This is a genomic window from Rahnella bruchi (genome assembly GCF_003614975.1).
GTDB classification, from domain to species: Bacteria; Pseudomonadota; Gammaproteobacteria; order Enterobacterales; family Enterobacteriaceae; genus Rahnella; species Rahnella bruchi.
This window is the reverse complement of record NZ_QZWI01000019.1, coordinates 57,728-74,150: the sequence shown is the minus strand read 5'-3', so window position 1 is coordinate 74,150 and position 16,423 is coordinate 57,728. Positions and strand designations below refer to the sequence as shown.

The window sequence follows — 16,423 nt, the reverse complement described above, 5'->3', positions numbered from 1 at the left end:
TTCACGTAATACAATGAATTAAATAAAAATATCACTCGCGTTTATACGTCAATAGGGATGGGGTACAGGTACAAATGGATTTATTAAAATTCTTACTTCGTCTGCCTTTTACATTGATAAAAGGCATCTTGCGCGTGCTGGCCTTTGTTGCGGGTCTGCTGGGCCGCATTTTTAAACCGATCGTCGGCAACATCGACTGGCGTGCGCCTGCCTGGTGGACGGCAATGTCCGGCTGGCTTAAGCGTGGTTTTACACGTCTTGAAGGCGGAGTGGATAAGTACCCCAAAGCCATCAGTCTGGCAATTCTGGTTTTGCTGTGCGTTGCGGGCGCGGGTGTTTACGGCTGGCACTGGTGGCTCAACCGGCCACAACCCATCGAACCGGCGCCGATGGTTTATCAGGACACCAGTGTGCGCGTAAGCGGCCCGGAATCCATCAATTATGCTGCGCAAAAACCTGCGCCGCAGCAGGCAATTTTCAATTTCCGCAACTCCGTGGCGCCGATTACCGACGTAGGTAAAGTCGTTGAAAAAGGGATATCCCTGAAACCTTCTGCCGAAGGCGAATGGAAATGGGTAAGCGGCTACACTTTAGTGTTCTCACCTAAAAATCCGCTGCCGATGGGCACGAAATATGAAGTCAATTTCACACCTGACGTCCTCCTCGCCCCTCAAATCAAGTTGGCGAAAACCCGTTATGAATTCACCGCTCCCGCTTTCGATTATCAGCTGGGGCAGGCCGAGTACTATCAGGATCCGCAGGACCCGCAAAAACGTAGCGCGATTTTTAACGTTAAGTTCAATGCACCGGTGGATGTTGCCAGTTTTGAAAAACAGATTTCGCTTGGTCTGACAGAAGGGAAAGCCAAAACGGAGTCGAAACTCAATTATTCCGTGGTCTACGACCAGAAAAAAATCAATGCCTGGGTGCATTCAGAACCCCTGAAATCGCTCGATCACGGCGGTTCCGTGCGGGTGACAATCGGTGAGGGCGTGAAAGCGTCGGTGCCTTCTGCACCGACCACGCAAGCCCGAAATGGCGTGGTGTCCGTGCCGACGCTTTACAGCCTGATGCTTAACGAAGCCAGCGCGCAGGTAGTGGATGCCGACGGTGCGAAAGGTCAGCGTGCGCTGATCGTTGGGTTCAGCGATGCGGTCAAAGACAAAGATATCCGCCAGGCAGTCAAAGTCTGGTTACTGCCACAGCACAATCCGAACGATCAGCATGAAGCCAAAGGCCCGGATGATTACGCCAGCTGGGAAGTCGACAGCGTGGAAAATAATGTTCTCGCGCAGTCCACGCCGCTGAATATTCAGCTCAATGACGCCGAAAGTGATTATCAGCCACAGTTCAGTTTCCGCTTTGATGCACCGGCGCACCGCGCCATGCTGGTGGAAATCGACAACATTCTGACCTCTTCCGGTGGCTACAAAATGCCGGAAAAAGTTTACCGGATTGTTGCGGTGCCAGATTATCCGAAATCCCTGCAATTTATGTCGCAGGGCTCGCTGCTGTCGGTAAATGGCGATAAGCAGATCAGCGTCGCGGCGCGCAACGTGCCGGGGATGCGTCTGGATATCAAACGGGTGATCCCAGGCCAGCTGCAACACATCGTGTCATTCAAAAGCCGCCAGTATTCATCGGCAGAATTTAACCGTCTCAATGACGAGTATTTTACCGAACACTTTAAGTATCAGACTGCTGTAAACAACGACAAGCCGGGTGAAGTGAATTATCAGGGCGTCGATCTCTCGCGTTATCTCTCCACAGATCCGTCTTCACACCGTGGTGTGTTCCTGCTGACGCTGTCGGAATGGGATCCGAAGAAGAAAGAAGTGAAACCGGAAGCGGATGACGACGGCAATGTATATCAGGACGATTACCAGAGCGAAGACGAAGCACCAGTGGGCGATTCACGCTTTGTGGTAGTTACCGATCTGGGGATTATTGCCAAGCGTTCGCAGGATAAAACCCGCGACGTATTTGTGCAGTCGATTCACAGCGGCACGCCGGTGGCGAATGCGAAAGTGTCGGTCATTGCCAAAAATGGCGTGACCTTGCTGACGCAAATGACCGGCGCAGACGGCCATGTGCGTTTCCCTGCGCTGGACGTGTATACCAGCGAGCGCCAGCCGGTGATGTTCCTGGTCGAAAAAGAGGGCGATGTGTCCTTCCTGCCTGCGGACAGAAATAACGACCGCGGCCTCGATTTCTCCCGTTTTGATGTTGATGGTGAAATCACGCCGAACGACCCGCGTACGCTGAGCAGTTATCTGTTCTCCGATCGTGGCGTTTATCGTCCGGGGGATACGTTCAATATCGGTCTGATTACCCGCGCTGCCGACTGGAGTAACGGCTTGGCCGGTGTGCCGGTGCGTGCCGAAATTCATGACCCGCGCGACAAGCTGATGAGCACGATCCCGCTGACGCTCGGTGCCAGCGGTTTCAATGAGCTGAGTTATACGACTGACGATAATTCTCCGACTGGTGAATGGAACGTCTATCTGTATCTCATCGGCAAAGATAATGAGTCTTCGACTTTGCTGGGCCATACCCCGGTCAACGTCAAAGAATTCGAACCGGATCAGCTGAAGGTGAAGCTGCAACTGACGCCGGAGCGTAAACAAGGCTGGGTGAAACCGTCTGAGTTGCAGGCCAATATTGATGTGCAGAACCTGTTTGGCACGCCTGCGCAGGATCGACGTGTGACGTCAAAACTGACGCTGCGCCCGATGTATCCGAGCTTCGATCAGTTCCCGGATTACGCGTTCTACGAGAACCGCCAGAACAACGACGGTTTTGAAACAGAACTGGAAGACCGTACCACCGATGAAAAAGGCGCGGCGACTATCGGGCTGGATCTGAAATCTTACGCGGATGCGACCTATCAGCTGCAACTGCTTTCCGAAGCCTTTGTGGCCGGTGGTGGCCGTTCTGTAGCCGCGACGGCGCGGGTACTGGTTTCGCCTTATGACTATCTGGTCGGGGTGAAAGCCGACGGCGATTTGGGTTACATCAATCACAACGCCGTTCGTCATCTGAACGTGATTGCGGTCGATCCTTCGCTGAATAAGATTGCGTTACCGGATCTGAAAGTTGCGCTCGTCGAGCAGAAATATATCTCTGTGCTGACTAAACAGGATTCTGGCGTTTACAAATACCAGTCAAAAATGAAAGAGGTTCAGCTGTCGGAACAGCCGCTGTCACTGGCCACGCAGGGTAATGACCTGACGCTGGCGACAGATAAACCGGGTGATTTCGTGCTGGTAGTCGAAGATGCGAAAGGCAATGTGCTGAACCGCATCGGCTACACCGTGGCCGGTAACGCCAATCTGAGCCGTTCACTGGACCGTAATGCCGAGCTAAAACTGAAACTCAATCAGGCACAATATCAGCCGGGTGAAGAAATTGAAGTGGCCATCAACGCGCCGTATACCGGCAGCGGGCTGATCACTATTGAGAAAGATAAAGTTTACAGCTGGCAATGGTTCCACACCGATACCACCAGTTCGGTGCAGAAAATCCGCGTTCCTGCGGGAATGGAAGGCAATGGCTACATCAACGTACAGTTCGTTCGTGATGTGAATTCCAATGAAATCTTTATGAGCCCGCTGAGCTACGGCGTGATGCCGTTTAAAATCAGCACTAAAGCGCGCCAGAACTACCTCGAAGTCGATGCGCCGGAAGTGATAAAACCGGGTGAAAATCTGGCGATGACCGTGATGACGGACGGTCCGCAGCAGGTCGCGCTTTTCGCTGTCGATGAGGGGATTTTGCAGGTGGCGCGTTATCGCCTGAAAGACCCGCTGGAATACTTCTTCCGCAAGCGCGAGCTGGGTGTGGAAAGCTCACAGATCCTCGATCTTATCCTGCCGGAATTCAGCAAGCTGATGCAGCTGGCCGCAGCGCCGGGCGGAGATGCCGGAGAAGGGCTGGATCTGAACGTCAATCCGTTCAAGCGTAAGCGCGATAAACCGGTGGCGTACTGGTCAGGCATTACTGAAGTGAACGGCGAGAAGCAGTTCGATTATCAGGTGCCGGATTACTTCAACGGTAAAATCCGCGTGATGGCGATTTCCGTTACGCCAGACAAAATCGGTAAGGCGCAGACTTCTGCGACTGTGCGCGATAACTTCATCATGACGCCGAATGTGCCGTCGATGGTGGCACCGGGCGATGAGTTTGACGTCAGCGTCGGGGTCAGCAATAACCTCGAGGGGCTGAACGGAAAAAGCATTCCGGTCGCGATTCACCTGAGCGTGCCGCCGCAACTTGAAGTAGTGGGTAAAGCCGATCAGAACATCTCATTGGCTGAGAAACGCGAAGGCGTGATTAACTTCCGTCTGCGCGCTAAGGCTTTGCCGGGCGATGCGCCGCTGGTGTTTGAAGCACGGGTTTTAGATGAAAAATATGCTGATAAAACCAGCCGCCGGACGATCAGCACCTCGGTGCGTCCGGCGATGCCGTTCCGTACGCAATCGGTGATGGGACGCATGAGCGGCCGCAGTCAGAACGTCGATAACCTGCGTCAGATGTTTGATGCCTATTCGGTGCGGACTGCGGCGGTCTCCAACTCGCCGCTGGTGCTGACCAGCGGGTTGTCACAATATCTGGCGAACTATCCGTACTACTGTTCTGAGCAGATTGTCAGCCGTTCCGTTCCGCTGATACTCGGCACTCTCCATCCGGAGATGAAAGGCGTGCAGAGTCAGGCCGAAAACAGCAAGCAGCTGAAAGATATGCTGGCGGTCTTGCGTTCACGTCAGAATGACAGTGGCGCGATTGGCCTGTGGCGTTCGTCGCCGCAAACCGATCCGTTTGTCACGCCTTATGTGGTGCAATATCTGCTGGAAGCGAAAGCCGCTGGCGTCGCCTTACCGGCAGGTATGCTCGAAGAGGCTAATTCGGCGCTGCGCGAACTGGCGGCGAATCAGAATGATGATTTATATACGCTTCGTTTGCGCGCCTGGGCGGTGTATCTGCTGACGCGTCAGGGTGAAATCACCACCAGTTCGCTGGCCTCGGTGCAGGACACCCTGCAGCAACGTTATCCGGACACCTGGAAAACCGATCTCAGTGCGATGTATCTGGCCTCATCTTATCGTCTGCTGAAAATGGATGATGAAGCGAACACCCTGTTGCAGCCAACGTGGAAGCAACTGAGCAAGGCGTATGACAAAGCCTGGTGGACGCAGAGCTATTTCGATCCACTGGTGCAGGACGCGACGCGGTTGTATCTGATCACCCGCCACTTCCCGGAAAAAGTCTCCGCTATCCCGCCGCAGGTGCTGGAAAATATGGTTAAGGCACTGAAAGAGGAACGCTATACGACGTATTCTTCGGCGATGAGTATTCTGGCGCTGGAGAGTTATTCTGCCGAAGTCGCGGCGCAGGCCACGGTACCGGACGCGTTGAAAATCACGCAAATCAGCAAAACCAAAAATGTGGAACCGCAGCTGATTTCACAGGTTCAGGGGCTGTTTGCTAAAGCCAGTTTCACTGCGGATACGCAGGCACTTCGCATTGAAAACGGCAACGATGCGCCCGCCTGGTATGTGGTAACACAGGCCGGTTACGATCTTTCCCCACCGAAGAAAGCGATTTCACGCGGTCTGGAAATTACCCGCGATTACACGGATGAAAAAGGCAATGCGGTCACGCAGGTCACGCTGGGGCAGAAGATCAACGTGCATCTGAAAGTCCGTGCTAATTCAGAGGAAGGCAAAAGCAATCTGGCGATTGTCGATTTGCTGCCGGGCGGCTTCGAAGTGGTTCAGCAAACGCCACCGGAACCGGAATCTGACAGCAGTGACGAAAACAGTGACGCAGAAGCTTCTGCGTCGTGGCAGTCACCGCTGGCGGCCTCAGGTTCCACCTGGGCGCCGGATTACAGCGATATTCGTGAGGACCGCGTAGTGATTTACGGCAGCGCCAGCACCGATGTGCAGGAGTTTGTGTATCAGATCAAAGCCACCAACACCGGCAGTTTTGTGATCCCGCCAGCTTACGGTGAAGCGATGTATGACCGTGAGGTTCAGGCGCTTTCCGTCAGCGACAAAAAGTTGATCGTCGTGCCAGCCGACGAAGCGGCTGTTGCTAAAAAATAACAAAACGCAGTAGCCCCGTCGTTCACGGCGGGGCGTAACCTGTTCTGAGTAGCAAGATGATCTCTTTTCCTGCCTTTTCCAAAACAGCAAAACGTCTGCTGCAAAATATCGCGATGGCGGTATTTTTACTGGCGCTGATCGTACTGGCTTGCCGGCTTTGGCCGCATCCGCCTCTTTCTCAGGGGCAGCCCTTCTCCTCAACTTATTACGACCGGCAGGGCACGCTGATGCGTATCACGCTGGCTAATGACGATCGTTATCGTTTGTGGACGCCACTGGAGCAAATTTCGCCGCTGGCGGTGAAAGGGTTGTTGCTGCATGAGGACCGCTGGTTTTACTACAATCCCGGTTTCAATCCGTTGAGTCTGATGCGTGGATTCTGGCGCAGTTATGTGGCGGGCGGAAAAATGCAGGGCGGATCGACCATCACCATGCAGCTGGCGCGAATGCACTGGCATCTGAATACCCGCACTCCGTCGGGCAAAATTTTGCAAGTCCTGCGGGCGGTACAGCTTGAGCTGAGCTATTCCAAGCACGATATTCTTGAAGCCTATCTGAACAGTGCGCCGTATGGCCGCAACATCGAGAGTATCGGCGCGGCCAGCCTGATTTATTTCGATAAAGCGCCGAAAGACCTGACTTTACCCGAAGCGCTGACGCTGGCGGTTTTGCCACAATCGCCGAGTTATCGCATTGACCCTAAAACTGGCGTTATCGGCAGTGCGCTGATACAGGCGAGAAACCGCCTTTTCGTCCGCTGGCAAAATTATTACGCCACAGACAGCAGCCAGATTTCCCTGTTCAGATTGCCACTGGCGCTGCGTCAGCCGGAACAGATGCCCTATATCGCGCCGCATTTTATCGAGCAGCTTCGCCAGCAGAATCAGCAGTTTGCCGGTACGGATACCCGGACGGACACCACGATAGACGCCGGTTTGCAAAGGCTGACTGAGCGACAGGTCAACGCGTTTATCACCCGCAATCAAAGCCGTGGTATTCACAACGCCGCCGTTCTGCTGGTCGATACCCGCGATATGGGCGTGCGTGCGCTGGTGGGATCCGCCGATTATTACGACCGCGATATCCAGGGGCAGGTGAACGGCACTAATGCCAAACGCTCGCCGGGATCAGCACTCAAGCCCTTTATCTATGCGCTGGGGATGGAGCAGGGCGTCCTGCATCCGATGACTATCCTGAAAGACGTGCCTTCCGCTTTTGGTGCTTACGCGCCGGAGAATTTTGACCGGCGTTTTCTCGGCCCGGTGACCGCGACCGATGCCCTGAATTTCAGCCGTAATATCCCTGCCGTTTACGTCGCATCTCAGCTGCGCCAGCCGACGTTTTATCAGTTCCTGAGGCTTTCCGGTGTGGCCGATATGGCCAGTGAAAACCATTATGGCCTGTCGCTGGTGCTGGGTGGCGGCGAAGTGACGATGCAGGAACTGGCAAAATTGTATGCCCTGATGGCGAACCGCGGTGTGTTACAACCGCTGCGCATGCAGAAAACCGATCCGCAACAGAAGACTCCTGTCCGATTGCTGAGTGAAGAAGCCAGCTTTATGACGCTGGATATGCTGCGTCAGCACCGCCGTCCGGGCGATACGCTGGCTCAGGCACCGTCCTCGCTGCCGGTGTACTGGAAAACCGGTACGTCCTGGGGCTTTCGCGATGCATGGAGTGTCGGTATTTTCGGCCCGTACGTTTTAGTGGTATGGGAGGGAAATTTCGACAGCAAAGGCAATAACGTGTTTGTCGGTGCCGACGCCGCCGCGCCGCTGTTCTTCAATATTATCGACAGCATTACTGCCAGTTATCCTGACGTGCAGGAGCCTAAACGGTCGCTCCCGAAAGGGCTGAAGCGGGTGGATATCTGCCTTGCCAGCGGTGATTTACCGACGCCGTGGTGTCAGCAGAAAGGCAAAACCTGGTTTATTCCCGGCAAGTCTCCGATAAAAGTCGATACCGTTTATCGCCCGGTACGGCTCGATAAACTGACCGGAGAGGTCGCCTGCCCGCCTTATGACGAGAACGGGACACGCACGGAAGTGTTTGAGTTCTGGCCATCGGATCTGGCGAACGTATTTGCTCAGGCCGGATTACCCAAACGCAAACCGCCGGTGAATCACTGCAAAGATGAGGGCGTGGACGTGAGCGGAAATCCGCCGCGCATTACCTCGCCACTGAAAAACACCACTTATACGCTGCGCCAGTCTCAGCAGGGCCGCGACCGGATTTCATTTAACGCCGTAACCGATGCGGACAGTAAAACGGTGTACTGGTTTGTGGATGATATTTATCTTGGCAGCTCGGCCAGCAAATCCGCCATCGACTGGCAGCCCATTAACAACGGCCAATATCGCATCCGCGCCGTGGACGATCACGGACGGGCGGACAGCCGGTTGATCAGTATTGAGATTGTGAACTAGTGGCCAGCCACGCAGGCGTCGCTGCCTGCGTGATCTGTGTTTTAGCGTATGTCTACTCTCAGGGTGGCCATTGCCTGGAAATCACCGGTATCAAGTTCGCCCCCCACCAGATTTATCGGCATCGCTGTGAGAGTAATTTTGCCAAGTCCGTTTTGGTTCATCGGTAACACGCCCTGTAGGAATGGCATATAAATTCCCGAAGAATCTTCGACGACAATGCCGATATCAGCTTTGTTGTCAGAAGGCCTGCGCCGCGCAACCAGATAATATTGATTTTCCACGTCTGCACCATCTAACAGCATCAGTAATTTGTCACCTGTGGGGATCACCGGTAATCCCTGAGATGTGCAGTCGTATCTGATATCAAATGTCACTGGCCGGAAATTATCCGGTGCATTATTCAATTTAGTGAAGTGGCTGGCCTGAATGGTGCCGAAATTAACGGAGATAACTTCACCCTGATTGATTTCACAGCTTTGCGGGGCGGTCAGTGTCCCGCTGATATAAAGAATTGCAACAGGAGCGCCTAGCGGCGGCGCAGTCGTCACGGTGGTTGCCGAAGAAGCATAGACTCTGGCGATTTCTGTTCTGGGGATAGATATTTCACCCACAAACGGTGTCGTGAGATAAAACGTCAGTACACCCTGCGAGCCGGTGACAAAGGTATCCTGAGTCTTTTGCTGCTGACAAATACCGGTGCCGTCTTTGTCCCAGTGATGAATGCTGTCACTGACGGCTTTACTGGTGGGGACGGTCACATCACCATTTTTGGGAAGAGTGATTTGCGTCATCAGATCAAGATGATCAGTAATTTTATAGTAATTGGTCGCATGTCCAAGCGGCAGTGAGGACACAAGGCTATACATGATGAGGACACCGTTGGCTCCGGAGGCATCTGAATCCGTGCAATCACAACTGATGTGATAGCTTTGCTGAGGGCTGTTCATTGCCTGGTTGAGGGATGCACCTTTGACATTATCCTGACTGAGTAAATTACGTATCAGCGTATTTTCATAAGACACTGCGCTGCCATTCGCCGGTTCACACGTGGCGACTCCGGCCCGAACCTGCGCAGAATAAATCCCGGCGAGAAACGCAGTCATTACGACGAAAGCGACGGAGGTTCCAGGTTTGGTGATTTTCATGTGAATTTCCTTAAAGACATGAGGCTGTTACCGACTGAATCTGAGAAGCCGCTGGTTGCAGATTAAGCGTGGCTTTGCATTGCTGACTGGCGGTAGTGCCCCATTTCACGTGGATAACTGTCGGTTCATCCGTTTTGATCCCGGATAAATACAATACGCCACCATCGTCAACGATGTTTTCCTGCGTCTGGTCTTCGCTTACGGCGACTGCGCCAAAAGGCACTTTTTTACCGCCCGGCTGGATAAGCGTAATCAATGCGCGAACGCCAACGTGCGCATCAAAATGTGCGACGACCATGGCGCCTTTGTTCGGAATGACCAGTTCGGAGTTTTGCGTGACATCAACGTCGGCAGGCAGTGTGGTAGTGTCCAGAACAATATGATTTTCGGTATAGGACGTGAGATAAGGCACCACGGCAAAGCCCCGCCAGTCGGTTTTGACGCCGGGAATATTTTGCACGCGCGCGCCGCTCGCTCCATTAGTATCAATCAGCGCAAACGAGTCCCCTAATGGCTGGGAAAGTGTGATGCCATGCGAATGCGCGACGATGCCACCGGCCAGACCATAGCTGGTTTGCTGCGATTCTTTATCGTAGTAATAACCGGTATTGAGCGTGCCGTACGCTGAACGATATGAGGCATTCAGGCTGCTGCTATCACTGCCGCCCTGATTAGCATGACTTTGCTGGAGCGAGTAACTGAGCCGGTTATCATCAAGCAATGTGCCAGTGAGTCCAGCTTGCTGCCGGGTTTCCGCCCCTTTCTGATGGGTTGCATTGTAAGTAGCCCAGCTGTTAGGTAGCCAGCGGCTAAGCGGAATGCGGATATTCAGGGCTATCTGCTGATCATCCTCTTCTCCCTGCAATTTGCTGTAGGAGTATGAAAGGTTATAGCTGATCCCATTCAGGCTGGTGTTGAGTCCGAACGAGAGGTTTTTTTCCTGCTCACTCTCACCCCAGTAGCTTTGCTGGTAAGCGGTGGCATATAAGCTGGCGCCCTCCCATATCGTCTGGTTAATGCTGAGCTGGAGCTTGCTGCGTTTATGATTATCTTCTGAATCATTGTCATTTTGCCGCTGATTGGCTTCATCAAAATCATAGAATTTACTGGTCGAATAGCGGTAGCTGGCGAGAGTGAGATTGGTATCAGTAGATTCAACGTTTTTTGAATACTGGATGCGATAGGACTGCCCGCTTTCGCGCTGCCCGTCGTCCTGCTGAGTTTGCGCGTGGGTTACATCGAAAGAAACAGATCCCAGAGACAGCAGACTGAACCCTGTGCCCACCAGGCCAGATAGATAATCGGGTGAGGCCAGTGTGCCAGCGTAAACGGTAATTTCATTGGAGATGCCATATATCACCGTTCCCTGTGCAAAGTCAGGTTCTTTATCCTCATTATCGGTGGAACGATATTTTCCGAATGTGGTGCTGTATTTCAGGCGACCCGGACGTTGCATGATCGGTACAGCGGAAAACGGTTGATTGAATTTACGTTCGCTGCCATCGGCTTCTTTGATGGTGACTTCCATATCGCCACTATAAGAAGAGGGATAAATATCGTTTATCTCAAAGGCACCCGGCGCGACATAGGTTTGATAAATAATGTAGCCATCCTGCCGGACGGTAACTTCTGCGTTAGAACTGGCGATGCCCCGGATAGTCGGGGCAAATCCGCGCTGGCTGCCAGGTAGCATATTGTCGTCAGAGGAAAGCTGAATCCCCTTAAATTGTAAACTCGGAAACAAATCACCTGGTGTTGCACTTTCCCCGATGAGCAATTGAGATTTGAGCTGTTTGATGTCTCTCTGGACATAGCTGGCGATAGCGTCCCAGCGTTGCTGTCCATCGCTGCTGCTGTAAGTGCTGTAGTTACGAAAGCGCCATGCGCCCGCGTTAAATCCATTCTGCAGATTCAGATACTGGTTTGAGTCATTGTTACTATTTTGATTCTTACGCTGAGCACCGGAAAATGAGTAATTGGAAAACAGCACCGGTACGCCATCATCCCATCTTTGGGGATCAACATAGCCGTTCGCTTTTTTATCCATCGCGGCCTGCGGAATGCTGACCTCGAGCCTCATGCGGTTAAAATCCAGAGTGGCAGTTGCAGCAGGTATATATTCTGTTAAAGCCCCTAGCGGTGCATCGTGCTGATGGCGGGATAATGCCGGAAAAGCATCGACCCGCACGCCCAGGGCCCGCAGCAGGTCAGGCGAAATTTGTGGAGCCAGGGATCCGTCAGGCAAGGCGTCATACCAGATTTTCTGTTGCAGGACTTTGTCATGATTGACATAAATCGCGGTGTCATAGAGGCCAGGAACCTGAGCTTTATCGCTAAGAGTAAATACCGAAAGGTCGACACTCCCCGTTTCCTGACCGGTACGCTTTAGGTAGTGGGGATCAAAATAAACTGTTTCTGCAGCCCTCGCCGGTTTAACCCCCATTACGCTGATATTCACAAAACCAGTCATGCAGAACAGCAAAAACAAACGGTGCTGATGAAACTGGTGCCGGCAGCGGGCCGGATGTTTTAGAAACGGAGGGTGATCCATTGTTATCGTCCCTGAACTTCAAAAGGCTTATCTGACTGATTGTTTTTTGGTGACTGCTAAAGCGTTCGTTTTTCTGGCCGGGAGTCGCCCCCATAATCATTAATCGAGCTCCACTCAATGGTATTGCTATGATTACTTTCCGGCAGTTTGACGGTGAGTTGTCCGCCCGGAGCGACCATTTCCACATCTTTAAACAGGGTGGTTCCGACCTTGAGATAGCTGAAAACCACATAAAACTGCGTGGGATTTTTAATAGTCAGCTCATCTGACGTGCGGGAAAATTGCAGCAATTTGTAAGCGTCATACGGTTTTCCTTCCAGACCAGACGGTCTGTAGAAGAGTTTTATCCGGGTATTTATAATGAGTCTGAGTTCATTGAGACTGTTTTTAGGTGTTGATGGAATTGCCCTTACATTAATATAAAATACAGATTCTTTATTTTTAGGTAATTCACCTCCTGTATATGAAATGCGTAAGTTACTGTCTTCATTTGCATTGAGGCGAAACAGTGGTGGCGTTGCAATAAAGGGCCCGCGCGTTTTAGTATCACCGTTCTCGATCCATGACTGTATAAGGAAAGGGTTTTTTTCAGACTTATTACTTAGTGGCAATGAGGCTTCTTTTTTATCAGCATCATAAATGACACGGGTCTGGCCGACAAGAATTCCTCCACCATAGCTTACCTGAATGAAAGTAAAAAATATTATAGAGATTTTAATAATAAAGCGTATCGGTTCACACATGCCTTTATTACTCTCGGATAAGTGATATGAATAAAAGGTAAGGCTGATAAATTTATTGGCAGATTCTGTAAAGAATCTGCCGGGAGTACTGTTTTTAACGATAATCCAGGGTGACACTGGCATCTGCCGGTCCAGCGGTAATATCGGTTGGATTTTTGAATGACTGGTAATTCGCAAGAAGATTGACATTCATCGTGGCTGTTTTGATGTCATAACTCAATGTTGGCAGCGTGTTGAGAAGCATGACTTGTTTTGTCGCCGCATCCATAATCTGAATACCTACACCGTCTGCCATCGGATCACCAAAGGCGTTCCCTAGTTTGACCAGATTCGGGTGAGTCGCATCCACAGCTTCAGCCTCCATCCAGATGACAAAGTGCGGCACCGGATCAGTGTCTTTTTGTGCTACAGGGCAATTTGTCAGCGGCAGGGTAAAGGGGATTTCAGGAGAAGTGTCACCGATTTGCTGAAATTGAGCAGCGGAATAAGTCCCTAACTGAACATCAACATCGCTGCCATTATTAATGACACAGGCCGTTTTAATAATAGCGCCAGTGAAGTTTATTCTCCCATCGATTGCATAACTACTTCCCGCTAACGCCAGGAGTAAAACGCCAGTCATGAGCTTATTTGTCTTTTTCATTTTGCATCCATTCTGAAATAAAAAATTGAAAGGTTGGATCACAGATGCACCTGAAGCCAGGTAGGCAATATTAATGAAGCGTCTGTGTAAAGCGGAGTCTATCAACTGTTTTATCGATTGAACAGGGTGGGATTTTATTGTGAGGGTTTTTTATATGAAAACAGAAATTATATATTTGTTTCCATGATTCGTTGTTGGCATTTAATTCATGATATTGATCATTATATTTTTCGGAAATTTAAAATGCAAAAATATTAATTGAGTGTATTTGTTAATTAAACGATTTAATAGAAAACGTATGAACACACCCGTTTCTTAAAATACTAAGGTACAGGCCGAGGGTTATATATTGAGCTGTTTTAGGGAAAATTTAGTTTCATAAAATATCGCTTAACTGTCTACAAAGGCAAGGCTGGGCGATTTATGAACAGCGGTGAAGGTTGAACGTAGTGGATGCCCGGAGCCTCATGACGACAAACCGTAACAAACCAATCTTAGGTGGCAGAAGATTCCTCTGATATTGTTGATAAATTAGGAAATCCATAATCATTGTTACAATTTCGTCTAGAATATATACCATTAAACGCTGTCTGTTTTAGCTGACATTTCTAACAATACAAGCTTCAGGCATTCACGCCTTTGGGAGATTTAAATGCAAGAAAATCACAAGATTCTGGTGGTCGATGATGACATGCGCCTTCGCGCACTTTTGGAACGTTATCTGACTGAACAGGGCTTCCAGGTGCGTAGCGTTGCCAATGCTGAACAAATGGATCGCCTGCTGACCCGTGAGTCATTCCATCTGATGGTTCTTGACCTGATGCTGCCTGGCGAAGATGGTTTGTCCATCTGCCGCCGTCTGCGCAGCCAAAGTAACCCGATGCCGATCATTATGGTCACCGCAAAAGGCGAAGAAGTTGACCGTATCGTGGGCCTGGAAATTGGTGCCGACGACTACATTCCAAAACCGTTTAACCCGCGTGAGCTGCTGGCCCGTATCCGCGCCGTATTGCGTCGTCAGGCGAATGAGTTGCCGGGTGCGCCTTCTCAGGAAGAAGCGGTGATTTCGTTTGGTAAATTCAAACTGAATCTCGGTACCCGCGAAATGTTCCGTGAAGACGAGCCTATGCCGCTGACCAGCGGTGAGTTTGCCGTGCTGAAAGCGCTGGTGAGCCATCCGCGCGAACCGCTGTCCCGTGACAAACTGATGAATCTGGCACGCGGTCGTGAATATAGTGCGATGGAACGTTCTATCGATGTGCAGATTTCCCGTCTTCGTCGCATGGTAGAAGAAGATCCAGCGCATCCGCGTTACATTCAGACCGTATGGGGTCTGGGCTACGTATTTGTGCCGGACGGCAGTAAGGCATGAAACGAATACGCTTTTCACCGCGTAGCTCGTTTGCCCGAACACTGTTATTAATCGTCACCCTGCTGTTCGTCAGCCTGGTGACGACCTATCTGGTGGTGCTTAACTTCGCCATTCTTCCCAGCCTGCAGCAGTTCAATAAGGTCCTGGCATACGAAGTACGTATGCTGATGACCGATCGCTTGCAGCTGGAAGATGGTACGTTGCTGGCCGTTCCACCGGCATTTCGTCGCGAAATTTACCGCGAACTGGGCATTTCCCTTTACACCAACTCTGCAGCCGAGGAGAGTGGTCTGCGCTGGGCGCAGCATTACGAATTCCTCAGTCAGCAGATGGCGCAGCAGCTCGGTGGTCCTACTGATGTGCGCGTCGAGGTGAATAAAAATACGCCGGTTGTGTGGCTGAAAACCTGGCTGTCACCTGACATCTGGGTACGCGTTCCGCTTACTGAAATTCATCAAGGCGATTTTTCCCCGCTGTTCCGCTACACGCTGGCCATCATGTTGCTGGCGATAGGTGGAGCGTGGCTGTTTATCCGCATTCAGAACCGACCCCTGGTCGAACTGGAGCACGCGGCGTTACAGGTGGGTAAAGGCATTATTCCTCCGCCGTTACGGGAATACGGCGCGTCTGAAGTGCGTTCTGTGACGCGGGCGTTCAACCAGATGGCGGCCGGTGTCAAATTGCTGGCCGATGACCGTACCTTGCTGATGGCCGGTGTCAGCCACGATTTACGAACACCACTGACGCGTATTCGCTTAGCGACTGAAATGATGAGTGATGGTGATGGTTATCTCGCCGAGTCGATCAACAAAGACATCGAAGAGTGCAACGCCATCATCGAGCAGTTCATCGACTATCTGCGCACCGGTCAGGAAATGCCGACAGAAATCACCGATCTCAACGGTATTTTGGGTGAAGTGATCGCGACAGAAAGTGGTTACGAGCGTGAAATAGACTCTGATCTGGCGGACGGTGAATTGCTGGTGAATGCGCACCCGCTTTCAATCAAGCGTGCAGTCGTGAATATGGTGGTAAACGCCGCCCGTTACGGCGATGGCTGGATTAAAGTCAGCAGCGGTCGTGAACTCCAGCGTGCATGGTTCCAGGTTGAAGATGATGGCCCGGGAATTGAGCCGGACCAGCTTAAACATCTCTTCCAGCCGTTTGTGCGTGGTGAAAGCGCCCGAACCACCAGCGGAACCGGGCTGGGCCTGGCAATTATTCAGCGTATTGTGGATGCTCATTCAGGCACGCTGGATATCGGCAAGAGTGACCGGGGAGGATTACGGATCCGGGCATATCTGCCGTTACCGGTGGAGATGCTGAAAGCGGTGGCGGTTCAGCAGAAACTGGTTTGATTAAGGGGGGTGGCGATAAGCCACCCTTAAGGCCTGAGTGGGCGGCAGCTCACGGTCTTGACCTAAGGCCTGTTCGGA

The 16,423-nt window shown here is 51.7% G+C and carries 8 protein-coding genes; 4 read left to right on the top strand and 4 right to left on the bottom strand.

All coding sequences use genetic code 11. The annotated features are described in order from the left end of the window. Positions 1–74: 74 nt before the first annotated feature. A complete protein-coding gene (locus D5398_RS22525) occupies positions 75–6,107 on the top strand; it encodes an alpha-2-macroglobulin family protein (RefSeq protein WP_120509608.1) in 6,033 nt (2,010 codons plus the stop codon). Positions 6,108–6,163: 56 nt separating this feature from the next. After that, a complete protein-coding gene (gene pbpC, locus D5398_RS22520; protein WP_120509607.1) occupies positions 6,164–8,533 on the top strand; it encodes a penicillin-binding protein 1C in 2,370 nt (789 codons plus the stop codon). Between the two features lie 41 nt (positions 8,534–8,574). On the opposite strand, the gene D5398_RS22515 is transcribed toward pbpC, so the two are convergent. The 4 genes from D5398_RS22515 to D5398_RS22500 all read right to left on the bottom strand — a co-directional run bounded on the left by D5398_RS22515 (position 8,575) and on the right by D5398_RS22500 (position 13,615). Beyond that, the gene (locus D5398_RS22515; protein ID WP_244216816.1) at positions 8,575–9,678 is read right to left on the bottom strand and encodes a fimbrial protein; all 1,104 of its coding nucleotides are present in this window, start codon (positions 9,676–9,678) and stop codon (positions 8,575–8,577) included. Between the two features lie 10 nt (positions 9,679–9,688). Further along, positions 9,689–12,229 (bottom strand): fimbria/pilus outer membrane usher protein, encoded by a 2,541-nt coding sequence (locus D5398_RS22510; protein WP_120509606.1) that lies wholly within the window; start codon positions 12,227–12,229, stop codon positions 9,689–9,691. Between the two features lie 56 nt (positions 12,230–12,285). After that, positions 12,286–12,972: a fimbrial biogenesis chaperone gene (locus tag D5398_RS22505; protein ID WP_120509628.1), complete on the bottom strand. Its 687-nt coding sequence runs from the start codon at positions 12,970–12,972 to the stop codon at positions 12,286–12,288. Between the two features lie 94 nt (positions 12,973–13,066). Beyond that, positions 13,067–13,615, bottom strand: coding sequence for a fimbrial protein (locus D5398_RS22500; RefSeq protein WP_120509605.1), 549 nt, complete (start codon positions 13,613–13,615; stop codon positions 13,067–13,069). 652 nt (positions 13,616–14,267) lie between these two features. Between D5398_RS22500 and ompR the strand changes: the two genes are divergently transcribed. Continuing rightward, positions 14,268–14,987, top strand: coding sequence for an osmolarity response regulator transcription factor OmpR (gene ompR, locus D5398_RS22495; protein WP_009635740.1), 720 nt, complete (start codon positions 14,268–14,270; stop codon positions 14,985–14,987). Then, positions 14,984–16,345 carry a two-component system sensor histidine kinase EnvZ gene (gene envZ, locus D5398_RS22490; protein WP_120509604.1) on the top strand — a complete coding sequence of 454 codons (1,362 nt, stop codon included), beginning with the start codon at positions 14,984–14,986 and terminating at the stop codon, positions 16,343–16,345. Before ompR ends, envZ begins: the two co-directional genes overlap by 4 nt. Positions 16,346–16,423 lie beyond the last annotated feature (78 nt).

Coding starts and splice junctions, on each gene's coding strand:
- D5398_RS22525 (WP_120509608.1), top strand. CDS start 75: ATGGATTTATTAAAATTCTTACTTCGTCTGCCTTTTACATTGATAAAA.
- pbpC (WP_120509607.1), top strand. CDS start 6,164: ATGATCTCTTTTCCTGCCTTTTCCAAAACAGCAAAACGTCTGCTGCAA.
- D5398_RS22515 (WP_244216816.1), bottom strand. CDS start 9,678: ATGAAAATCACCAAACCTGGAACCTCCGTCGCTTTCGTCGTAATGACT.
- D5398_RS22510 (WP_120509606.1), bottom strand. CDS start 12,229: ATGGATCACCCTCCGTTTCTAAAACATCCGGCCCGCTGCCGGCACCAG.
- D5398_RS22505 (WP_120509628.1), bottom strand. CDS start 12,972: ATGTGTGAACCGATACGCTTTATTATTAAAATCTCTATAATATTTTTT.
- D5398_RS22500 (WP_120509605.1), bottom strand. CDS start 13,615: ATGAAAAAGACAAATAAGCTCATGACTGGCGTTTTACTCCTGGCGTTA.
- ompR (WP_009635740.1), top strand. CDS start 14,268: ATGCAAGAAAATCACAAGATTCTGGTGGTCGATGATGACATGCGCCTT.
- envZ (WP_120509604.1), top strand. CDS start 14,984: ATGAAACGAATACGCTTTTCACCGCGTAGCTCGTTTGCCCGAACACTG.